The organism is Desulforamulus profundi, from assembly GCF_002607855.1.
Map to the genome: position 1 here is coordinate 1 of NZ_AWQQ01000006.1, position 21,693 is coordinate 21,693.

The window sequence follows — 21,693 nt, forward strand, 5'->3', positions numbered from 1 at the left end:
GTAAAGTGCCAGGCACCTTTTGGAAATCCCTGGCAGCTGTTTTCTGCCAGGGATTTCCTCGAGCACAACTTTCATGCGAGACGGTACCTGGCACCGCCTTGGTAGCCTTTCTTTGAAACCACCAGACCCGAAAGGATGACCCGGAAAAGAAAAAGTACCGTCACTTTAGTTTAGTGAAGTGCCAGGCACTTTTTGGAAATCCCTGGCAGCGGTTTTCTGCCAGGGATTTCCTCGAGCGATCAAAAACGAAGGAAAAGTGTACATCCTAAAATTAATAAAGCAGGCGGTCTCCAGAGGGAGGGGAACGTTGCCCTAACTACCAGTAGCCGCCGCTTGCGGTCGTAGCGAAGCGAAGAGTCTTGACCCATGTGCTAGGATTAATTTACCCGACCGTATACAGGTTTCTAGTTGGCGTATATCCGTCGGTCGGGTTACCCCATTATTAGCACATGGAGTCAAGACCGGCGGTGGGTTTAATACAAAAAAATTGAACGTATTAGCGACAACTATCTTGACAAACACCGCCGGGGGCGGTGCCTGGTTCCGTCCGTCGGTAACTTTTTGGGCACCGCCTGGGTAGCCTTTCATTGAAACCACCAGACCCGAAAGGATGACCCGGAAAAGAAAAAGTACCGTCACTTTAGTTTAGTGAAGTGCCAGGCACTTTTTGGAAATCCCTGGCAGCGGTTTTCTGCCAGGGATTTCCTCGAGCGAAACCGTTAACTATTAAGCTGTTACTACGATCCAGCTTTAAGATACGCCCAAGGTTTTTGGAGAGCAAGTTTTAGATAGGCATGATCAGATTTTAATGCTAGCAGACTTAACTTTGCCTCAACAAGAGAAACCTTAGCAGTTGCTACATCAGATTTTGTAGCAAGCCCTACTTGGTATTTTATTTCCGCAATTCTAAGGCTTTCCTGGGCTAGATCAAGAGATTTTTCAACAGTGGGGTGCTTCTCTTCCAATGTGCGGATATTATAATAGAGACTCCGAGTCAATAGGTCTGCTGCCTCTTTTGCGCTTACAGCATCCAAATCGGCCTTTTCTACTTCAATTTTCCTGGCTTCATAGGGACGGTATTCCCCAGTATACATTGTTAAATCGGCCAGATATTTCTGTAAGTTTACATTCTCATTGGCCAACCAAACATCTGGACTGGTTTCCAACACCTTTGTAACGACATATTCGATATTCTGCTCACCAATAGGATTAAAAGTTACTTCCTCTAACAACTCAGGTCTATCCTCAGGCCGCAGGCCTATAAGTTGATTAAATTTTGCATAGGTTGTATCCAGATCGTTTTTTGCTTTTTCAAAAGCAGTCTTTGCTGACTTTTGCTTTGTCTCCGCTCCCAAGTATGCCTCGTTAGTAATTAACCCAAACTTATAGGATGCCTGAGATTTAAGGAGATCTAGGTTTGCTTTATTCAGGGATTCTTTTGCTACATCAACAGCCATAATGGCCTGCTGTACTTTCCAATAGTTTAAGCATGTGTTTAAGGCTACAGTGTCCTGCTCTGTATCTAAACTTTTCATGGCCATTCGCCATTGAAGATCGGTAGACAAAAGGTTTGACCAGGCCATCTCTGTGTATTTATTGTCAGGACTTCCTATAGGAGTATAGCCTAACTGGTCATTCCGATAATCTCTAATTTCTTTAAGACGGTCTATCTCTTTAGTTGCTTTCTCTACCTTTTTACTATTTGTAAGAGCCTTGGCAATAGCCTGATCTAACGTTAACTGGCTCTTTGTTATTTCACTGGCATGTACTGTTTGTGTTAATAAAAGCAAAGACATTACGAATATTAATATTTTCGCAAGCTGTTTCATATCAAATGCACTCCTAATGCTAACCGATATATTAGAATAAAAGCCCAGACCTGAGGCCTGGGCTTTTATTGTCAGTTAGTAGAGTTGTTAGTTAGAGATTAGTAGGAAATTACTACCTGACCGTTGGAGAAACCAACCAGAGCACCAAAACCTTCGGCTACGAAGCGGGCAGGTAACATGGTGCGGCCGTTAACCACCTCAGGAGCTACATCCATAGCCACGGTAGCATCGTTGTTCATCATGGTCTTGTCACCAATGGTCAGCTTCAGGGTTGCATCACCCTTCTTCAGGGTTACTACACCGTTTTCATAAGCGATGTTTTCTTCAGCTACGCCCAGGGACAGAGCCAGGAAACGAACAGGTACATAGGTACGATTGTTCTTAATGTAAGGAGCAGCATCCATTACCTTAACAACACCGTTAGTGGTGTACACGCTGCTGCCTACGTTGAAGATTACGGAACCAGTTTCAGCAGGAGCAGGAGTTACAACTTTAGCATTGATAACGGTAGCAGCTACATCGTTTTGCGGGAAGAGTTCACCGCTAACAGGAATGGTGTAGAAGCCACGAGCAAATCCAGCAGCTAGGGTAACTGCATTATCGTTTACTTCGTCAACTGCGTTACCAGCAACGTCAACTTTGATAGGACCTTCGGGAACGCTACGGTTTACAGTAAACTTGATGTTGCTAATCTTAATGGTGCTAGCCTTAGAGCTGTCACTGGTTACAGGAATTGTCAGGGTGTTAGCGCTCTTGCTAATTGCTTTTTCATCGATATCCAGGTCGCCTTCGGTAACTTCAACAGTGGGAAGGTTAGCAAAATCTACGCCAACAGGAGCGGTAAGAACCAGTTCCTTATTGCGCTTGATGGCTTCTTTCTTGCCTTCTACGATGGAGATGTCACCAGCAACTTGACCTTGAACACCAATCTTAACGTCAGGAACATTGGCGGTTACAGTGATAGGAGCAACAGCTTTAGCTACTACAACTTCACCAGCAACACCTGCACTACCAGCAATCTTAACTGCTACATCGCCGCTGAAATCTACAGCAGTATCAATAGTTACGTTTTCAAGGGTAATGGTAGCCTTGCCACCACCAACAGGGTTGGTTACAGTGGTCTTAACTTTGCGACCGTCGCTACCTTCGCGTACCCAACCGGAGATGGTTACAGGGCCGCCACCGCTAATAGTGGTAGTGGGGATAGTAGCCCACTTAGCGCCACGGGGCAGTTCTAAGGTAATGGTGCGACCGGAGTAAATGCTGTCAGCCAGATCTTCTTTAATTTCGATATCGCCAATTTCTTCGTCTACACGACCAGAAGTAATGTCCTCAACGGATTTAGCTTTTACGGAAACACCATAATCAGCGTATTTTCCAATGACAAGGGAGGCAGGGGAACTTGTGCTAGTGCCGCCTACGGTAACTTCAACATCACCGAACTTAGCATCTTCGGTATTAACATTGACACCAACGGACAGGCGGTACATAGCTTTTGCAGGAGCAGCGCCTGCACCCCAAGTAACACGGTTCAGAACCAGAGTCTTGTCACCGTTACCAGAGATTGCAAATTGGCCAGCGGCAACACCTAAGGCAGAAGCACCGGTTCCTACGTTAATGAAGGTAGCACCAGTAGTATTCCATGTCAAACCTTTGGGAAGGGTTAGTTTAATAGTGTTGTTTTCGCCTTTGATTGCACCGGCAGCATTTTCTTTAAAGTTAACACTCAGCGCTGTTGCAGAAGTGCCAGCTTCAGAAATGGTTACAGTGTCAACCAGAGAAACTTCCACACTGCCACTATTAGCTTTAGCTACAATTACTTCGCCACTGGACAGTTGACCGGAAAGGCTGTTAATTGTGGCTTTGATATCGCCATCTGCATCACTGGGGATATTTGCAGACAGGGCTAATAAAAGCTTAACGTCTGTGGAGGCGGTGCCAGGAGCTTGAGAAACTGCCAGAACACCTTCATGACCAGCAGCAGAAACTGTAAAGGTAGCAGTGGGTGCAGTTGTACCAGTATAAGCAGCTACAGTTACAGAACTTGCGGTAATAGTATAGTCTGTGTTAGGAAGAGATACAACAGCAGTGCTGTTGCCACTAACAGTACCCAAATCAATTTGAATTTGTCCTAATGTTGCACCAGTAGCGGGTGGAACAATTGTAGGTGCACTCAGTGCAGAGTAAGTTACAACACCAGCAGCGGCAGGTGCTGCTACGGGTAACAGCAGGCCAATGAGCATAGCCAGAGTCACCAGAATGGAGACAGCTTTTCTCATTCTCTTCAAAATGTTTTCCCTCCTAAGATGTTTTTCCAAGGTTTGTTTTTATCCCGGACTCAGGTTGCCCCTACCGGCTGGTTCCCTTCCCTTGGTAAAGTTCACCAAGCAGTTGATTGGTTAGTCTGGACGAACCATTCCCCCTTGGTTCGTCATCCCCCCTTTCAACAAAATTTGAAAAGGTGCCTGGATTTTTGCCATTTCCTGTAAGGTGTCGGTTATGGCAAGTAATTGCCAGTATGTACGGGCACCAATTGCTAGATTTGGTTAGTTCTACACAAACTGGCAAAAATCCTTTTAATCTGGGGCTTTTTTTCTCGGCAGGGAGAATTTCTCTCTAACCGACTCATTTACTTAGACGGGCTATGCAACGAAAAGGTTCCCACTAAGTTTAAAAACTTTATTGCCAACTTCAGAAATGTATTGGTTGGCAACAAAAAAGGAAGTGTCTATTCTTCCTGACATAAACATAGACGCTTCCACTATATGCTTTGTTCCCAATTTTATTCTTTTATTGTTTTAACCAACCACCTTCTTAAACAACTTACTGCTCTTCGGCTTCGGCAAAACGTTCATCATGGCCAGTGCCTTCCCAGTTCCCTGGGCTACACAGGAGATGGCGTCTTCCGCCACATAAACCGGCAGGCCGGTTTCTTCGGACAGCAGCATGTCCAGCCCGTGCAGCAGGGAGCCGCCGCCGGTCATGACAATACCTTTGTTGACGATATCCGCTGCCAGTTCAGGGGGAGTCTTTTCCAGGACTTCCTTTACAGCACCAACTACCGCTTCCAAGGGTTCTTCGATGGCATGGTAGATCTGATGACTGCTGACGGTTACGGCTTTTGGCAGGCCGGTGATGAGGTCCCGGCCCCGGATCTGGGTAACACGTTCGGGTGTTTTCTGAGGAAAAGCAGTAGCGATTTCCACCTTAATTTCTTCCCCGGTGCGCTCGCCGATCATGAGGCTGAATTCTTTCCTTATATAACGTACAATGGCTTCGTCGAATTTATCACCGCCCACCCGGATGGAGCGGCTGCAGACGATGCCGCCCAGGGAGAGGACGGCCACGTCGGAGGTGCCGCCGCCGATGTCCACCACCATGGAGCCGCTGGGTTCGGAGATGTCGATGCCGGCACCCAGGGCGGCGGCCAGGGGCTCTTCGATGAGGTGGGCGCTGCGGGCCCCGGCGGAGATGGCGGCCTGGCGGACGGCCCGTTCCTCCACGCCGGTAACGCCGGAGGGGATGCAGACCATAACCCGGGGGCGGAAGAACCATCTTCTGCCGTTGGCTTTATTAATGAAGTAACGAAGCATTTTTTCGGTGACGTCGTAGTCGGCGATGACGCCTTCCCGCAGGGGGCGGGTGGCCACGATGTTGCCGGGGGTGCGGCCCAGCATGCGGCGGGCTTCTTCGCCGACGGCGATGATGCGGCCGGTATCTTTGTTTATGGCTACCACCGAGGGTTCCCGGAGAACGATGCCTTTTCCTTTGACATAGACCAGGACGCTGGCGGTGCCCAGGTCGATGCCGATGTCGGAGCTGAATCCAAACATTTGTTTTCCTCCTAGCTTGTATGTATTACCTGTTAGACGGGGTCAGGCACCTGCCGATTGTAAGCGCTTCTTTAATGTGATAGGTTCGTTGCGGCAGGAGCCAGACCCCTTGGTTTTGTTTTCCTCCTGGCTTGTATGTGGGGGCTTGTCCGCCATTCGGGGTGGGGTTGTACGCCTTGTATGTAAAAAGAAATGACAGGAATGGCAGAGTGTCCTAAGGTGGTAGGATTCTCTCTTTCCTGCTAAAATTCCTCTCTATCTGTAAAATTTCACAGTAGAGTTTTAGATGATTTCTTTATACTTGCGGCGGGTGGCTTCGCCGCCTCTGAGGTGGCGTTCGGCTTTGTTTTCGTCCAGGATGGCTTTGACTTCCTGTGCCAGGTGTTTATTAAGGGACGGGAGCCGTTCGGTCATGTCTTTGTGTACTGTGCTTTTGCTGACCCGGAAGACCTGGGCTGCTCTCCGGACCGTTGCCTTGGTTTCCAGAATATAAGCACAGATGTCCAGCACCCGCTTTTGGATGTAGTCCTGCATTTCCCTACCTCCTGTTTTAGAAGTGAGATGTGAGAGGTTAGAAGTTAGATTGTGAGGTTAGAAGTGAGAGAGTGTATGTCTATATTCATTGGTAAGTTGTTCTTCTCCGAGCTTGTTTTTTACTTAAATATATGCGTGGGGGTGGGAGAAATGTCACAAAATAAAAAGAAAACGGCCATTATTTGGCCATTTGGATGAGCAATGACAAGCTATTATTTATTTCCAGTAAATATTGGGGTCTACGGGTTCCCCGTTCTTGGTTACTTTGAAGTACAGGTGGTTCTCCATGATCCCGTTGGTTCTGCTGTATTTGCCAAGGGTGCCAAGCACTTCATTTTGTGCTAATTTCTGTCCGGCTTTCACATTGACCTGATCCAAACCGCTATACGAGGACTCCCAGCCGCTGCCGTGGTTGATGCTGACTGTATTGGTGCCGTCCTCTCCGGTGGAGATCAGCGATACTGTGCCGGGTAGTGCTACTTTTACTTCTGCGCCGGGGCCGGCGGCCAGAGCCACGCCGTTATGGTAGCGATAGTCTTTGAACAATTCGGAGAAGGTCATGCCTACTCCGGTAAGGGCGTGTCCCATGACCGGTTTAATCATTTCTTCGGGGTTGAGCTCGGGCTGGACAGAGGTTTCTTTTGTCTCTACGGGTTGGCTGGCTGAATTAGCCTGGCTTTGATCGCAAGCGGGTGGCGCTTTTTGGTAGTCCTGATTAATTACCTGGTTGGTGTTGTTCGAGGTAACGGCCTCCTGGACAGAGGGGCCGTTAAACCAGGAATAGAAGCCATAGGCTGATAATAATGCTACGGTTACCAGGATACCCATGAGGGTAAAGGGATTGATCTTGTTTCCTCTGTACAGCCATTTTCTGAGCCAGTCACGGTATTTTTTAATAAGGTCCTGGTTTCGCAGTTTATTACGCAAGGAGTCTTCGAAAGGCCACATGGTTTTTAGTCACCTCTGGTGTTACTTATTTAGTTAAAGTATTACCAAAATTGCCGGGTTTTATACATGGGCCTTTTGCCGTCAGCCTTCGGCCATCACAGCTTTCAGTTTTTTTGAGTATTTCTTTTGGGTCAATTTTACACTATTTCATCTTAGTTATCTCCACTCCGGTGTAATAGTGCTTAAGGATTTCTTCGTAGGTCTTTCCTTTTTGGGCAAAGCCTTTGGCGCCGTATTGGCAGAGGCCGACGCCGTGGCCGTGGCCGCGGGTGGTGAAGGTGATTTTGTCGCCCTCGATGCTCCAGGTAAGGCGGGTGGAACGGAGGTTAAGGAGTTCCCGGAGCATGGTGGCCGGGTAGGTTTTGCTGCCGATTTGGATTTCTTTAGGGCGGCCGGTGGCGGTTTCCCTGGTGATCATGACGGCTTTGGTTTTGATGGTGGAAACCGGCATGGCAGTAAGGTTTGTTTTTAGTTTTTTATCTATGTCCGCCAGGGTATATGTCACCTGCCTTTCCGGTTCGGGGTCGGCGCAGTAGGGGCAGGGGACGCCTTTGAGGTAGGGGGCTGCTGCTACCCATACTTCTTCGGCGTTTTCTGTGCCGCCGCCGCAGGATGCGTGAAAGGCCGGGAATATGAGCTGGGATTTGTAGGTGATGACCTGGCCCCGGGTGTTGTCTACCGCCCATTTGATTTTGTAGTAGTATTCAAGTGATTTGACTTTGCCCCAGCGTTTTTGCATTTCTTCCCGGGAGATCCAGGCCTGTCCTTCTCTGGGGTCGCTGGACACATCGGCTCCCGGGTGGCGGGAGTTTTTGACGCCGCCGGGCGCCAGGCGCTGCATAATGTAGGTACGGGCTGCTACGGCCTGGGCTTTGAGGGCTTCCACCGGGAAGGAGGCCGGCATTTCAGCTGCTACCACGCCAATCAGGTATTCTTCCAGGGGGATTTGTTGGATTTGACCTGTCAGGTGATTGTACATTTTCACAGTGGTGCCTTCGGATTGTATTTTGGCTGGGTGGGTGATTTGGTTGAGCTTTATAATTAATGAAGGGAAAGCGATTACGAGGATTAGGAGGCCGAATAGGGCGAGGAAGAGTTTGCGCATCTTTGTACACCGTCCTTTAAATTGGCTGTTGGCTTTTAGTAAATGCTTGTCCCTCTAAAATATATGAAGGCCGGTGGTAGAATATTCCACTGGCCTTCATGTTTTCTGTATGTATTTTTTGTTACTGTAATTCTATACCGGTACGCAAGCTTTCACACGCCGGATGATGGCTCCTATCCCTTGGAGCTTCTCAATCAGGTTTTCGTAGCCGCGGTCGATGTGGTGGATGTTGGAGATGGCTGTTTCGCCTTCTGCGGCGAGGCCCGCCAGGATCATGGCGGCGCCGGCCCGCAGGTCGGTGGCTTTGACTTCGGCCCCGCTGAGGCTTCTGACGCCCTGGACAATGGCGGTGCGGCCTTCGATTTTGATTTTGGCGCCCATGCGTCTGAGTTCGTTGACATGCATGAAGCGGTTTTCAAAGACGGTTTCTGTAATGATGCTGGTGCCTTCGGATACCGTCGTGAGGGCCATGAATTGGGCCTGCATGTCGGTGGGGAAGCCGGGGTAGGGGAGGGTTTTATGTCAACTCCTTTGGCTCTGCCGGTGCAGTTGACCCGGATGCCGGTTTCTTCTTCCGTCAGTTCCACACCGGCTTCTATCAGTTTGGCCACCACAGGTTTCAGGTGGTCGACGATGATGTTTTCCACCAGTACATTTCCTTTGGTGATGGCTGCTGCCACCAGGTAGGTGCCTGCCTCTATCCGGTCCGGTATGACGGCATGGGCAGCACCGGTGAGCTGTTCCACCCCATCGATGCGTATCACCTTTGTGCCGGCGCCTTTGATTTTGGCTCCCATGGTACTGAGGAAGTTGGCCAGATCGACGATTTCCGGTTCTTCGGCGGCGTTTTCGATGGTGGTTTGGCCTTTGGCCAGGACGGCTGCCATCATGATGTTTTCGGTGGCTCCCACGCTGGGGAAATCCAGGTAGATTTTTGCGCCCACCAGTTCCCTGGCGGTGGCTTCGACGTAGCCGGAGCCATAGCGAATATCGGCCCCCAGGGCTGCGAAGCCTTTGAGGTGTAGGTCGATGGGCCGGGTGCCGATGGCACAGCCGCCAGGCAGTGAGATTCTGGCCTTTCCCGCCCGGGCCAGCAGGGGGCCCATGACCAGGAAGGAGGCCCTCATTTTACGAACGTACTCGTAAGGTGCTTCTGTGCCGGTTAGCTTGGGGACGGAGACGATCAGTTCTCCGTCTCTTTTTCTATTTTTGCTCCCAGTTCTTGCAGGACAGAGCTGATCACCCCGACATCGGCAAGGTTTGGCACGTCCAGAAGTTTGGTCTGAGTTGTGGTTAACAGGGAAGCGGCCAATATGGGCAAGACAGCGTTTTTGGCACCGCTGACGCGGACGGAACCGTTTAGTGGACGACCACCGGTTATAATAATTTTTCCATGGAAACTCCCGCTGTAGACTTTAGGGTATTCCTTTTTGGTCCAGCTGCTAGACTTAAGAGCATTTCTATGGGGTCCTGTTGTTAGACAATTTGGCCTTTACTGGACCCGTAACAAACACCTGTTAGGCTAACAACAATACCCTATAGAAATGCCGATTAGGCTATATACAGTATTGCCACAAAACCTGCCGTAAAATACAAAAACCCCAGGATAGCTTCCCTATCCTGGGGTTTGGCTGCTTATTCAGCAGCTTTGATACGGTTGAGAGCCTTTTGCATGGCAATTTCGGCCCGGGCGATGTCGATTTCGGAGCTTTTGCCGGCTAGGCGCTGTTCGGCGCGCTGCTTGGCAGCTTTGGCCCGCTCAACATCGATTTGGTCGGCCCGTTCGGCGGTGTCAGCCAGAACAACAACCCGGCTGTTCTTGACTTCCATGAACCCACCGCTGACGGCCACTTTAAAGAATTTGCCGCCCTGCTGTACCCTCATTGTACCAATCTTGAGGGCTGTAACCAGAGGAGCGTGTTCAGGTAAGATACCGAGTTCACCGTCGGCACCGGGTGCTACAATGAAGTCGATTTCTTCACTGAAAACAACTTTTTCAGGAGTGACGATATCAAGGCGTTGGGTTTTAGCCATAATTAAGCACCAGCCTCAATCTTTTTAGCCTTCTCCACAACTTCTTCAATGCCGCCTACCATATAGAAGGCTTGCTCCGGCAGGTGGTCATACTTACCGGCTACGATCTCGTTAAAACCACGGATGGTGTCCTTCAGAGATACGTACACGCCGGGGGTACCGGTAAAGGTTTCCGCAACGTGGAAGGGCTGGGATAAGAAACGCTGCAGTTTCCGGGCGCGGGCAACGATCAGCTTGTCTTCGTCGGACAGTTCGTCCATACCCAGAATGGCGATGATGTCCTGCAGTTCTTTATAACGCTGGAGAACAGCCTGCACACCGCGGGCACAATCGTAGTGCTCTTTACCCACTACGTGGGGGTCGAGAATACGAGAGGTGGAATCCAGCGGGTCAACCGCGGGATAAATTCCGAGCTCGGCGATTTGACGGCTTAATACTACGGTGGCGTCCAGGTGCGCGAAGGCGTTGGCCGGCGCCGGGTCAGTCAAGTCGTCCGCAGGGACGTAAATGGCCTGTACCGAGGTAACGGAACTTACGGGTGGAGGTAATACGTTCTTGCAATTGACCCATTTCAGTGGCCAGGGTGGGCTGGTAACCTACCGCGGAGGGCATACGGCCTAAGAGCGCGGATACCTCGGAACCTGCCTGGGTGAAACGGAAGATGTTGTCGATGAACAGCAGGGTGTCGGCGCCTTCTTCATCACGGAAGAATTCTGCCATGGTAAGACCGGTCAAGCCTACGCGGAGACGGGCACCCGGGGGTTCGTTCATCTGACCGAACACCATGATGGTCTTGTCCAATACGCCTGCTTCTTTCATTTCATGGTAGAGGTCGTTACCTTCACGGGTACGCTCACCTACGCCGGCGAATACGGAGATACCGCCGTGCTGCTTGGCGATGTTGTTGATGAGCTCCATAACGATAACGGTCTTACCTACACCGGCGCCGCCGAACAGACCGATTTTTCCACCCTTCAAGAAGGGGATCATCAGGTCGATAACCTTGATGCCGGTCTCCAGCATTTCTGCTTTGGTGGACTGGTCAACCAGAGCCGGGGCGGGACGGTGAATAGGATAGTATTTGTCAGCTTTAACGGGTTCTAAACCGTCAATCTCGTCACCCAGTACGCTCAGCAGGCGGCCCAGAACGGGGCGGCCAACGGGTACGGAGATAGATTTGCCGGTGTCAACTACTTTCATGCCACGCTTCAGGCCCTCGGTAGAGGACATCGCAATGGCACGGCAGCGGTTGTTGCCCAGGTGTTGGGCCACTTCCAATGTTAAGTTCCATTTGGTGGACTTGTCATCCTGGTCCTCCGTACGGATCTTAAGGGCGTTATATATGCCAGGTACCTGGCCTGGTGCGAACTCTACGTCCACAACCACGCCGATAACCGTGACGACATGGCCTACGTTCATTACGTTCTCCGACCTCCTTGCAGTCAGATTTTCGCTGTTTGTTTTTCGCTGTTCGCTGTTCGCTATTCGCTTAATGCTTAAGGCGCGGGTGCGAATATGAAGCAGCGTATGGCGAAGAACATTGACTTTACGCTTTTTATTCCAGTGCCGCTGCACCGCCAACGATTTCGGAGATTTCCTTGGTGATGGCAGCCTGGCGGGCACGGTTCAAGGACAGAGTGAGTTTGTTAATCATATCCTTGGCGTTCTTAGTAGCGGAATCCATGGCAGTCATACGTGCACCCTGCTCGCCGGCCTTGGCTTCCAGCATGGAACGGAATACCTGTGTCTCTACATATGTGGGTAGTAGTTCTGCCAATACGGCCTCGGCGGAGGGTTCAAAGATGTATTCCACCTTGGGACCTTTGTTTCCTCAGCAGGGGTCTCCACCGGCAGCAACTTGATGGTGGTGGGACGCTGAGAGAGAACGTTAACGAATTCACTAAATACCAGATAAACTTCGTCAAATTCTCCTGCCATATATTTGTCCATTACAAATTTGGCAATTTCCTTGGCCTGAGAGAACTGAATATTTTCACCTAGACGAACATAGGAAGCTGCAATGTCATAGCCGCGGCGGCCAAAGTAATCTCTAGACTTACGTCCGACCGCTACGATTGCCGGGTTGTTAATGTTTTTAAGCTCTGCTGCGGCTTTCCGCAGAATGTTGGCGTTAAAGCCCCCGCATAGACCACGGTCTGCGGTGATAACCACATAGGCAGTCTTCTTGATTTCCCGTACCTCAAGGAGCGGGTGGCTCGCACCACCGCTGGCAGCAGCCACACGGCTCAGCACCTCTCTGATCTTGAGAGCGAAGGGACGTGCGGAGGTAACAGCCTCTTGAGCCGGCGAAGCTTGGCAGCAGCAACCATTTTCATAGCTTTGGTGATTTGCTGGGTACTCTTAACACTCTTAATCCGGCGCCTAATATCTTGCGCACTGGCCATCTACTAAATCACCACCTTAATTTCCCTTGACTTAAATGGTTTAAGCAAAGGACTTCTTAAACTCTTCGATGGCTGCCTTTAACTTGGCATCGGTCTCGGGCTTAATTTCCTTGTCGGTCTTGATAGCATTCAGGATATCAGACTTGCTGGAACGCATAAAGTTGATATAGCCTTCTTCAAAAGCACCTACACGGTTCAGTTCGATATCATCAAGGAAGCCTTTAACGGCTGCGTAGATGATAACAACCTGCTCTTCAACGGGATAGGGCTTGTATTGAGCCTGCTTCAGAATTTGTACTGTACGGGCACCACGGTTAAGCCTTGCCTGGGTAGCTTTGTCCAGGTCGGAGCCGAACTGGGCGAAGGCAGCCAATTCGCGGTACTGAGCCAGGTCCAGACGAAGCTGACCGGCTACCTGCTTCATGGCTTTAATTTGAGCTGCACCACCAACACGGGATACCGACAGACCTACGGAAATCGCAGGGCGCTGACCGGCGTTAAACAGGTCAGACTCCAGGAAGATCTGGCCGTCAGTAATGGAGATGACGTTGGTGGGAATATAGGCAGACACGTCACCGGCCTGGGTTTCAATGATGGGCAGCGCGGTTAAGGAACCGCCGCCGAATTCCGGAGCTAAGCGGGCAGCACGCTCCAGCAGGCGGGAGTGCAAGTAGAATACGTCACCGGGGAACGCTTCACGTCCGGGAGGACGGCGCAGCAGCAGGGACATTTCACGGTAAGCGGCGGCCTGTTTGGACAGGTCATCGTAGATGATTAATACGTCTTTACCGTTGTCCATAAATTCTTCGCCCATTGCGCATCCGGCGTAGGGGGCCAGGTAGAGCAGCGGAGCGGGTTCGGAAGCGTTAGCGGCCACTACGATGGTGTATTCCATGGCGCCGTGGGCTTCCAGGGTTTGAACAACACCGGCCACGGTGGAGGCCTTCTGACCTACTGCTACGTAGATACAGATAACGTCCAGGCCCTTCTGGTTGATGATGGCGTCTACTGCAACAGCGGTTTTACCGGTCTGGCGGTCGCCGATAATCAATTCGCGCTGGCCGCGGCCGATGGGAACCATGGCGTCAATAGCCTTGATACCGGTTTGCAGAGGCACGGTAACGGACTTACGGGTAATAACGCCGGGAGCGATACGCTCGGTGGCACGGTATTTCTCAGTTTTAATAGGACCTTTGCCGTCGATGGGCTGGCCCAGCGGGTTCACAACACGACCAACCAGGGCATCGCCTACGGGAACGGAGATAATACGACCGGTACGCTTAACGGGGTCACCTTCTTTAATATGGGTGTAGGGACCCATAATAACGCAGCCGATGTTATCTTCTTCCAGGTTGAGGGCCATACCGAGGGTACCGCCGGGGAACTCTAACAGTTCTGCGGCCATACAGTCCTCGAGGCCATAAACACGGGCGATACCGTCACCGACCTGGATAACGGTGCCCACGTCAGAAACTTCTACCTGGGCCTCGTATTTATCGATTTGCTGCCTAATGATCGAGCTGATCTCTTCAGGTCGCAAATTCATGTACTGGTTCACCCCTATCTATTAACTGGTTTTTGACATGAGGCGTGATTTCAGACTGGCAAGGCGGGTCTTGATACTGCCGTCGATCACCTTGCTGCCGATTTTTACAACAACACCGCCGATAAGGGAAGGATCCACCGCAAAGGTTGGCTCTACTTCTTTACCGGCAAGGCGGGAAGCCACTTTCACCAATTCTTGTTTCTGCTCTTCGCCAAGCTCAATGGCAGTGGTTACTTCAGCAGCCACTTTACCGCGGGCTTCGTTGGCCAGAGCGGAAAACTCGGCGGCAATGCCTGCGATATAGTTCTCTCTACGCTTATCCACAACAAGGCCAAGGAATTTCATGGTCTCGGCGGAAACTTTATCGGCAAAGAGCGACTTCAACAGGTTTTTCTTCTCGCCGGGTAACACCTGCGGGTGATATAATACTTTCTGGAGTTCCCTGGTCCCTTCAACTGCCTCGGCAATGCCCTTCAGTTCCTGTTCCATGGTTTCCAGGGCATTTTTAGCTTGGGCAATTTCATACAGGGCCTGGGCATAACGTCTTGCCACAGCCCCTCTTAACATGGCAGATCGCCTGCCTCTTTAACAAATTTGTTAACCAGATCCTTCTGAAGATCATCGTTAAGTTTCTGGTCGATAATTTTGCCAGCCACCAAAATGGAGAGTGTAGCAACCTGATCTCTGAGTTCGGCTACAGCCTTATCCTTCTCACGCTGGATTTCAAGCAGGGCAGAGTCCTTAACGCGGGCAGCTTCAGCTTTCGCAGCTTCAATGATCTGCTGGGCCTGTTCTTCAGCGTTCTTGGTTGCGCGGGCCATTACCTCAGCGGCCTCTTGACGAGAACGCTGCAGGTCAGCCTGCAGGGCATTACGTAGTTGCTCTGCTTGCTTTTTATCTTCTTCGGCAGCAGCGATACTGCTTTCGATAAGTTCCTTGCGTTTTTCCAGCATGTTCATAAACGGCTTGTAGGCCACCGCCCGGAGCAGGATTAATAAGACCAGGAAGTTAAACATCTGGGCTAATAACGTAGCATTAAAACCTAAGCTCTCCACAAATTCCCCTCCTTCCGTCTGGGCGGACAATAAGGAAGGCGACTGCGGGCTTGGAGAAAGCGTTAAGCCCGCCAAATCGCCCCCGTCCTAAGAAAAATCTAGACCTCTTTCGAATTAACCAATCTTACCAAACAGCATGAAGGCAAGAACTACGGCGATAATGGGGATAGATTCGATCAGACCTACGGAAATAAACATAGTGGTTTGGATGGTACCTTTAGCTTCGGGCTGACGAGCGATGCTTTCGATGGCTTTACCGGTACAGATACCGTCACCAACAGCAGCGCCCAGAGCGCCTAAACCTACGGCTAAGCCGGTAGCGATGGCAGCAGCAGCAGTTACGTCCATTCATTTCCCCTCCTTTCATGAGATCTTTAATTACTAAACCTTAGTGGTGGTCAGCATCGTGGTGTGCAGCAAACTGTGAAACATATGCGATTGTCAGCATAGAGAATACGAATGCTTGGACGAAACCCACGAAGGTACTGAAGGCTAACCAGATGACTGACGGAATAAATCCACCAAAAACATAGGTGCCAATACTTAACAGACCCAGCAGTACAGCGATCAGTACTTCACCGGCGAAGATGTTCCCGTAAAGACGGAAGGCCAGCGTAACCGGTCTCGCGATTTCTTCAATGATGTGCAGAATCACGAAGGGTTTAAAGGGCTGGAAATAGTGCCCGATATGACCGCCGATGCCGTTTGCTTTGATACCGTGGAAATGAATTAAGAGTACAACGATTAAAGCCAGACCAAAGGTTGTGTTTTTATCCGCTGTGGGCGAACTTAATGTAGGTATCAGACCCAAAAGGTTGGCAAAGGCGATATAGGTAAAGAATGTTACGATAATGGGCAGCATCGCATTGCCTAACTTGCGACCCAGGTTGGTATATACCTGACCGCCAAGAAATTCCCACAGCATTTCAAAGACAGCCTGTCCTTTGCCGGGGCTTCGGACGTTCAGGTTTCGCGTACAGGCCCAGGCAAAGAGCAATACCAGTGCCATGGTAATCCAGGTCATGATCATGGTCCTGGGGCTGATGCTGAGACCCATGATGTGCCAGTACTTATCGTACTCCGTAAACAGTGGAATCCCCCAATAGTTTAGGGCCACTTCCACCTCGTGCAGCATATCATGATGCTCTGCTGCATGCGCAGCTCCCGCTGCAGCGCTCATGCGTTTTCACCCCCTTCACGTTGAAATTGATTAACTTTATTATTGAGGGCGTCTTTTTTGAGGACGCTCTCTTTAATTAGCGTGATCAAAAAATCGGATATGGACAGCACCGGGGCAACAAACAAGCCTACCGCTGCGGCATTCACGCTGATACTGGGAATTCTGACAGACAGCCACAGGGTGGCCATGATAAGAATCAGGCGGATGAAAAAGCCCCTGCGCATGTATGCAATTGCTTTGCCGACATCTTTGATGGTAGAAGCCTTTTTTATTCTCTTGCTGAGGAGGATGGCATTTTGCAAACTAACGAGAGACCCAACAAATAGGCCTTTGTAAACTGCACTTTGATAGTCAATGAGAACAGCCAGGGCCAAAAAGGCTACCACAATGGCTGTGGATTTTACGGTGCGCTTTTGTTGTGTTTCCAAATTTGGTATGGTAGCGGAACCCAGCATCGACTCACCCCTTGTCTTTTTTGCGGAAGGTTTCCAGGGTATGGTAGACCCCCCACATCCCCCCGGCCATGCCCAGTAGCAGTCCCGCCAGCATCAACCAGGATCGGTATTTAACTTGCTGTCAAGCCAACGCCCACCCATGAAACCCACAACCGTAGCGGCTGCGATTTCCACACTGATGGACGATGCCAGTGCCAATGCTCTTAACGGGTCTCCTTTACCTTTTTCACTCATTTGATCGTCGGCCTCTCTTGACTAAAGGTATTTCCTTTGGGTCTAGTTATTCTGTTTGCTTTTTGTCATTCACCGGTGGTGATAGGATTGTGCATTATTAATTCCATTATTCACAATATGTGTCACCAAATGGAAATATGACTTTGTCAGCCAGACGTCAATCTTGTGAGCTTTGTTATATAACTTCTACAAGATTTTCTTAATTCCTCCAGACGATTTATGATTTTAGGCAATTTTTTAATTTATTTTTTAATCTGACAACGTTCTCGCATCTGCGACGTGCCGATTTTGCCTCATTTTTTCGCTAAAAATTCCTCCGGTTGGCTTTCCGACAAATGAAATTTGTAACAAATAAAGTCTACAATTCGTTTGGCAGCCAAACCATCCCCGTAGGGTTCACCGCTTCGGCCATGGATTTGTAGGTGTCCGGGTTGTTTAACAATTCTTTTGTGACCGACAGAACAACCTCCCGGTCTGTGCCAACCAGTTTTACGGTCCCGGCATCAACGGCCTCCGGCCGCTCGGTGGTGTTGCGCAGCACCAAAACAGGTTTCCCCAGAGAGGGAGCTTCTTCCTGCATGCCGCCCGAGTCTGTCAGCACCAGGTAGCAGCGCTGCATCAGGTTGATAAAGGGCTCGTACTGGAGGGGCTCGATCAGGTGCACCCTGGGCATTTTGCCCAGGATTTCGTTGACCACACGGCGGACCGCGGGATTCTTGTGTACCGGAAACACGATTTCGACATCCGGGTGGGTTTCGACAATTTCTTTGAGGGCCCGGTAGATGTCCCGCATGGGCTCGCCCAGGTTTTCCCTGCGGTGGGTGGTTACCAGCAGGACACGCTGTCTGCCAAAATCTATATTATTCAAAAGGGGGTCAGAAAATACATAGTTTTCTCTGACGGTTGCTTTTAATGCATCAATAACGGTGTTGCCGGTGACAAATATGTTGTCCGCATTGACGTTTTCTTTAATTAAGTTTTGCATGGACTTTTCGGTGGGGGCAAAGTGGTATTCGGCCAGGGCTCCGGTAAGGTGCCGGTTCATTTCCTCCGGGAAGGGAGAATATTTGTTATGGGTGCGCAGGCCGGCCTCCACGTGACCCACCGGTATTTGCCGGTAGTAGCCGCCAGGGCCGCCACAAAGGTGGTGGTGGTGTCACCGTGGACCAGCACCAGGTCCGGGTTGCTTTCGATAAGGACGTCCTTCAGCCCCTCCAGGCGCGGGTGGTAACGTCGTAGAGGGTCTGTCCTTCCTGCATGATGTTGAGGTCGTAATCCGGGATAATATCAAACAGTTCCAGGACCTGGTCCAGCATTTCCCTGTGCTGGGCGGTTACCGCAACCATGGAGCGGATTTGGCCGGGGCGGCTGTTGAGCTCTTTTACTAAGGGAGCCATTTTGATGGCCTCCGGGCGGGTGCCGAAGACTGTGAGAACTTTGAGCATATTTAGCCTCCTGGGTATTCCTAAATTAAGTCTGGGCTTGAGAGTATTTCTCCGGGGTCCCGTCTGGGCTTAGGGGTATTCCTTTAATTCATGTCTTGGGAAAGACATTGTTAATTTATGTATTTCAAGAGATAGTTTATATGCCTTCTTAATATATACATCTAACTTATCATAACCCACACAAGAACACCCGCCCACTACTTACTAAGATATCCTTTTCGCATAAGTTTTTCTATATGCTGTTCCCGGGCCTTTTCTATGTTTACGCCGTAGTGTTCCTCCAAAACGAACATCATGCTGACGGCGGTTTGGGCTACGTCCAGCAGTTCTTTGGTGATCAGTTCCATAACCTCTTTTTCCTCGCACCTTGCCTGCTCCCCGCTCATCCCTCTGAGCTTGCCGATGGCCTGGGCCAGCTCGCCGGCCTCTTCCATGAGCTTCAGGGCGGTGGACTCCATGGTGGGCGAGAGGTTGTTCAGTTTTGGCAGGGCGATGGTCTTTGTAAGCACGACGTACCTCCTACTCCAACAGTATATTATACCTTGTAGGGAAATTACAAGTTATCACAATATTGTTTTACATGTAGTAATTCAAGTTGGGGACGGTTCTTGACTTGAATTCATAAAAATGAATTCAAGTCAAGAACCGTCCCCAACTTGAATTGTAACATTCTTAAGATACTCTTATTAGTTCAACTTTAGCCTCTTTAAAGATTTTCAGGGACAGTTCGTCCGGGTAATCTCCTGCAAAAATCACCTTTTTAATCCCCGCATTTATAATCATTTTACAACACATCACACAAGGCTGGTTCGTTACGTAGATGATGCTGCCCTGAATGGCCGTACCGTGGACCGCTGCCTGGATGATGGCGTTTTGTTCGGCATGCAGAGCGCGGCAGAGTTCGTGGCGCTGGCCGGAGGGGATGCCCATTTGTTCCCGCAGGCAGCCGATTTCCAGGCAGTGGGTCAGTCCTGCGGGAGCGCCGTTGTAGCCGGTGGCCAGGATGCGGTTGTCCTTTACAATGGCAGCCCCCACTTTGCGGCGTAAACAAGTAGAACGGGTGGCAACCACCCGTGTAATTTCCATAAAGTATTCATCCCAGGAAGGCGCATGAAGCACCTCCAGTCTTTCTTTGGGATCCAGCCTACGGGGTAATTCTATTGGGTCATGTTGCTAGACTATAGGGTATTTCTCCCGGGTCCAGTAACTAGTCCGCTAGCAACTGGACCTAAGAGGAATACCCATTAGTCTAACAACCAGACCCCTAAGGAATACCCTTAAGTCTAATACAGCGGATATTTGTCGCAGAGTTCTTTTACCATGGCGCGGGCTTTGTCTTGGGTGGTGGGGTCGTCCTTGCCCTTCAGGGTCATGGCGATGATTTCGGCTACTTTGTCCAGATCCTCTTCTTTGAAGCCCCGGGTGGTTACGGCAGGGGTACCCAGGCGGATGCCGCTGGTAACAAAGGGTTTTTCCGGGTCGAAGGGGATGGCGTTTTTGTTGCAGGTGATGTGGACTTCGTCCAGCAGTTTTTCCGCTTCTTTGCCGGTGATACCGGTACCCCGGAGGTCAACCAGCATCAGGTGGTTGTCGGTGCCGCCGGATACCAGGTTGAAACCGCGCTGCAGCAAGCCTGCGGCCAGAGCCTGGGCGTTGTTGATGATTTGCTGCTGGTAAGCTTTAAATTCAGGCTTCAGTGCTTCACCAAAGGCAGCAGCCTTGGCGGCGATGACGTGCATAAGAGGGCCGCCCTGGGTGCCGGGGAAAATGGCTTTATCAATCATTTGAGCATACCGGTCTTTGCAAAGAATCATGCCGCCCCGGGGCCCACGCAGGGTTTTATGGGTGGTGGTGGTGACCACGTCGGCATAAGGCACCGGGTTCTGGTGCAGTCCGGCTGCCACCAGTCCGGCAATGTGAGCCATATCAACAAAGAAGTAGGCTTCTATTTCTCCGGCAATTTCCCCGATCCGTTTGAAGTCGATGGCCCGGGGGTAGGCGCTGGCCCCTGCTACAATCATTTTCGGTTTTTCCTGCAGGGCAATTTCACGCAGTTTGTCGTAATTGATGCGACCGGTATCTTCTTCTACGCCGTAGGCTACGATGTCAAAGTATTTCCCTGAGACGTTTACCGGGCTGCCGTGGGTCAGGTGCCCACCGTGGGCCAGGTTCATGCCCAGAATTTTATCCCCGGGCTTCAGCAGTGCAAAGTAGACGGCAAAGTTGGCCTGGGCTCCGGAATGGGGCTGCACGTTGGCATGGTCCGCTCCGAACAGTTCCTTGGCCCGGTTAATGGCCAGGTTTTCCGCTATATCAACGAATTCACAGCCACCGTAGTAGCGCTTGCCGGGATAGCCCTCGGCATATTTGTTGGTCAATACCGACCCCTGGGCTTCCAGCACCGCAGGGCTGACGAAGTTTTCCGAGGCAATGAGCTCGATGTTTCTTTGCTGGCGCTGGAGCTCGAGTTGTATAGCCTTTGCAAGCTCTGGATCCGTTTGAGCAAGTGTATCTTTGTAAAGCATGTTGTTCCTCTCCTCTTTCCATTTTTAACAGCTGTTTGCTTTTGCTATTAGCTATTAGCTATTCGCAAACAGCGAATAGTGCGACTCAAAAAATGCCTATGAGCAAAATCTTTTCTCGATCTCAATAATCTTGTTTACCCGTTTGGCGTGGCGGTCGCCGGCGAAGTCGGTGGTCATGAATTTTTCCACGATTTCTTTGGCCTTTTCCAGGTCGATAAATCGGGAGCCCAGGGTGACTACGTTGGCATCGTTGTGCTCCCGGGCCAGGGCGGCAATGGCGGGGTCGAAGACATTGGCGGCGCGGACACCGGGAACTTTGTTGACGGCAATGGCCATGCCTACGCCGGTGCCGCAGATGAGGATGCCCCGCTGGCATTCGCCGGAACGGATTTTTTCTCCCACTGCCAGTGCAAAATCGGGGTAATCGCAGGATTCTGTCCCTTTGCAGCCCATATCCTGAACGGAGAAGCCCTGACTTAGCAGGTGCTCCCGGATTTGCTCCTTCATTTCAAAACCGGCATGGTCACTGCCAAGAACCACTGAAAATTTATTCATTTTTGTAAAC

The 21,693-nt window shown here is 50.6% G+C and carries 18 protein-coding genes and 4 pseudogenes; all 22 read right to left on the reverse strand.

What is annotated here, in order from left to right; all coding sequences use genetic code 11:
* Positions 1-737: 737 nt before the first annotated feature.
* The 22 genes and pseudogenes from P378_RS00435 to rpiB all read right to left on the reverse strand — a co-directional run bounded on the left by P378_RS00435 (position 738) and on the right by rpiB (position 21,683).
* On the reverse strand, positions 738-1,829 hold the full coding sequence (locus tag P378_RS00435) for a TolC family protein (RefSeq protein WP_099081889.1): 1,092 nt from the start codon (positions 1,827-1,829) through the stop codon (positions 738-740).
* A 98-nt stretch (positions 1,830-1,927) separates the two neighbouring features.
* Positions 1,928-4,108 carry a copper amine oxidase N-terminal domain-containing protein gene (locus P378_RS00440; RefSeq protein ID WP_238472687.1) on the reverse strand — a complete coding sequence of 727 codons (2,181 nt, stop codon included), beginning with the start codon at positions 4,106-4,108 and terminating at the stop codon, positions 1,928-1,930.
* A gap of 519 nt (positions 4,109-4,627) precedes the next feature.
* Complete coding sequence (gene mreB / locus P378_RS00445; protein WP_099081891.1) at positions 4,628-5,662, reverse strand: rod shape-determining protein; 1,035 nt, start codon at positions 5,660-5,662, stop codon at positions 4,628-4,630.
* 282 nt (positions 5,663-5,944) lie between these two features.
* Positions 5,945-6,196 (reverse strand): sporulation transcriptional regulator SpoIIID, encoded by a 252-nt coding sequence (spoIIID, locus tag P378_RS00450; RefSeq protein ID WP_099081892.1) that lies wholly within the window; start codon positions 6,194-6,196, stop codon positions 5,945-5,947.
* 216 nt (positions 6,197-6,412) lie between these two features.
* Positions 6,413-7,144 carry a M23 family metallopeptidase gene (locus P378_RS00455; RefSeq protein ID WP_099081893.1) on the reverse strand — a complete coding sequence of 244 codons (732 nt, stop codon included), beginning with the start codon at positions 7,142-7,144 and terminating at the stop codon, positions 6,413-6,415.
* A 142-nt stretch (positions 7,145-7,286) separates the two neighbouring features.
* Positions 7,287-8,249 (reverse strand): stage II sporulation protein D, encoded by a 963-nt coding sequence (spoIID, locus tag P378_RS00460; RefSeq protein ID WP_099081894.1) that lies wholly within the window; start codon positions 8,247-8,249, stop codon positions 7,287-7,289.
* Positions 8,250-8,381: 132 nt separating this feature from the next.
* Positions 8,382-9,636: pseudogene (gene murA / locus P378_RS00465) on the reverse strand (UDP-N-acetylglucosamine 1-carboxyvinyltransferase).
* A 248-nt stretch (positions 9,637-9,884) separates the two neighbouring features.
* Positions 9,885-10,283 carry a F0F1 ATP synthase subunit epsilon gene (locus P378_RS00470; protein WP_099081895.1) on the reverse strand — a complete coding sequence of 133 codons (399 nt, stop codon included), beginning with the start codon at positions 10,281-10,283 and terminating at the stop codon, positions 9,885-9,887.
* A 2-nt stretch (positions 10,284-10,285) separates the two neighbouring features.
* Positions 10,286-11,702: pseudogene (gene atpD / locus P378_RS00475) on the reverse strand (F0F1 ATP synthase subunit beta).
* Positions 11,703-11,838: 136 nt separating this feature from the next.
* Positions 11,839-12,688: pseudogene (gene atpG, locus P378_RS00480) on the reverse strand (ATP synthase F1 subunit gamma).
* Between the two features lie 40 nt (positions 12,689-12,728).
* Complete coding sequence (gene atpA, locus P378_RS00485; RefSeq protein ID WP_099081896.1) at positions 12,729-14,234, reverse strand: F0F1 ATP synthase subunit alpha; 1,506 nt, start codon at positions 14,232-14,234, stop codon at positions 12,729-12,731.
* A gap of 21 nt (positions 14,235-14,255) precedes the next feature.
* A complete protein-coding gene (locus P378_RS00490) occupies positions 14,256-14,801 on the reverse strand; it encodes a F0F1 ATP synthase subunit delta (RefSeq protein WP_099081897.1) in 546 nt (181 codons plus the stop codon).
* On the reverse strand, positions 14,795-15,289 hold the full coding sequence (gene atpF / locus P378_RS00495) for a F0F1 ATP synthase subunit B (protein ID WP_099081898.1): 495 nt from the start codon (positions 15,287-15,289) through the stop codon (positions 14,795-14,797). The genes P378_RS00490 and atpF overlap by 7 nt, the downstream gene beginning before the upstream one ends.
* A 114-nt stretch (positions 15,290-15,403) precedes the next feature.
* The gene (atpE, locus tag P378_RS00500; RefSeq protein ID WP_099081899.1) at positions 15,404-15,637 is read right to left on the reverse strand and encodes a F0F1 ATP synthase subunit C; all 234 of its coding nucleotides are present in this window, start codon (positions 15,635-15,637) and stop codon (positions 15,404-15,406) included.
* 40 nt (positions 15,638-15,677) lie between these two features.
* Positions 15,678-16,469 (reverse strand): F0F1 ATP synthase subunit A, encoded by a 792-nt coding sequence (atpB, locus tag P378_RS00505; protein ID WP_099081900.1) that lies wholly within the window; start codon positions 16,467-16,469, stop codon positions 15,678-15,680.
* Complete coding sequence (locus P378_RS00510; protein WP_099081901.1) at positions 16,466-16,924, reverse strand: ATP synthase subunit I; 459 nt, start codon at positions 16,922-16,924, stop codon at positions 16,466-16,468. Before P378_RS00510 ends, atpB begins: the two co-directional genes overlap by 4 nt.
* Before the next feature lie 93 nt (positions 16,925-17,017).
* The gene (locus tag P378_RS23845) at positions 17,018-17,158 is read right to left on the reverse strand and encodes an AtpZ/AtpI family protein (RefSeq protein ID WP_420795953.1); all 141 of its coding nucleotides are present in this window, start codon (positions 17,156-17,158) and stop codon (positions 17,018-17,020) included.
* Between the two features lie 293 nt (positions 17,159-17,451).
* Positions 17,452-18,603: pseudogene (wecB, locus tag P378_RS00520) on the reverse strand (non-hydrolyzing UDP-N-acetylglucosamine 2-epimerase).
* A gap of 197 nt (positions 18,604-18,800) precedes the next feature.
* Complete coding sequence (locus P378_RS00525) at positions 18,801-19,112, reverse strand: MazG-like family protein (protein ID WP_099081902.1); 312 nt, start codon at positions 19,110-19,112, stop codon at positions 18,801-18,803.
* Positions 19,113-19,275: 163 nt separating this feature from the next.
* Positions 19,276-19,722 (reverse strand): deoxycytidylate deaminase, encoded by a 447-nt coding sequence (locus tag P378_RS00530; protein WP_274378607.1) that lies wholly within the window; start codon positions 19,720-19,722, stop codon positions 19,276-19,278.
* Positions 19,723-19,886: 164 nt separating this feature from the next.
* Positions 19,887-21,128 carry a serine hydroxymethyltransferase gene (locus P378_RS00535; protein ID WP_099081904.1) on the reverse strand — a complete coding sequence of 414 codons (1,242 nt, stop codon included), beginning with the start codon at positions 21,126-21,128 and terminating at the stop codon, positions 19,887-19,889.
* 96 nt (positions 21,129-21,224) lie between these two features.
* Positions 21,225-21,683 carry a ribose 5-phosphate isomerase B gene (rpiB, locus tag P378_RS00540; protein ID WP_099081905.1) on the reverse strand — a complete coding sequence of 153 codons (459 nt, stop codon included), beginning with the start codon at positions 21,681-21,683 and terminating at the stop codon, positions 21,225-21,227.
* Between the last annotated feature and the right edge of the window lie 10 nt (positions 21,684-21,693).

Excerpts from the sequence above, each read along its gene's own strand:
- P378_RS00435 (WP_099081889.1), bottom strand. The coding sequence starts at position 1,829 with ATGAAACAGCTTGCGAAAATATTAATATTCGTAATGTCTTTGCTTTTA.
- P378_RS00440 (WP_238472687.1), bottom strand. The coding sequence starts at position 4,108 with ATGAGAAAAGCTGTCTCCATTCTGGTGACTCTGGCTATGCTCATTGGC.
- mreB (WP_099081891.1), bottom strand. The coding sequence starts at position 5,662 with ATGTTTGGATTCAGCTCCGACATCGGCATCGACCTGGGCACCGCCAGC.
- spoIIID (WP_099081892.1), bottom strand. The coding sequence starts at position 6,196 with ATGCAGGACTACATCCAAAAGCGGGTGCTGGACATCTGTGCTTATATT.
- P378_RS00455 (WP_099081893.1), bottom strand. The coding sequence starts at position 7,144 with ATGTGGCCTTTCGAAGACTCCTTGCGTAATAAACTGCGAAACCAGGAC.
- spoIID (WP_099081894.1), bottom strand. The coding sequence starts at position 8,249 with ATGCGCAAACTCTTCCTCGCCCTATTCGGCCTCCTAATCCTCGTAATC.
- P378_RS00470 (WP_099081895.1), bottom strand. The coding sequence starts at position 10,283 with ATGGCTAAAACCCAACGCCTTGATATCGTCACTCCTGAAAAAGTTGTT.
- atpA (WP_099081896.1), bottom strand. The coding sequence starts at position 14,234 with ATGAATTTGCGACCTGAAGAGATCAGCTCGATCATTAGGCAGCAAATC.
- P378_RS00490 (WP_099081897.1), bottom strand. The coding sequence starts at position 14,801 with ATGTTAAGAGGGGCTGTGGCAAGACGTTATGCCCAGGCCCTGTATGAA.
- atpE (WP_099081899.1), bottom strand. The coding sequence starts at position 15,637 with ATGGACGTAACTGCTGCTGCTGCCATCGCTACCGGCTTAGCCGTAGGT.
- atpB (WP_099081900.1), bottom strand. The coding sequence starts at position 16,469 with ATGAGCGCTGCAGCGGGAGCTGCGCATGCAGCAGAGCATCATGATATG.
- P378_RS00510 (WP_099081901.1), bottom strand. The coding sequence starts at position 16,924 with ATGCTGGGTTCCGCTACCATACCAAATTTGGAAACACAACAAAAGCGC.
- P378_RS23845 (WP_420795953.1), bottom strand. The coding sequence starts at position 17,158 with ATGAGTGAAAAAGGTAAAGGAGACCCGTTAAGAGCATTGGCACTGGCA.
- P378_RS00535 (WP_099081904.1), bottom strand. The coding sequence starts at position 21,128 with ATGCTTTACAAAGATACACTTGCTCAAACGGATCCAGAGCTTGCAAAG.
- rpiB (WP_099081905.1), bottom strand. The coding sequence starts at position 21,683 with ATGAATAAATTTTCAGTGGTTCTTGGCAGTGACCATGCCGGTTTTGAA.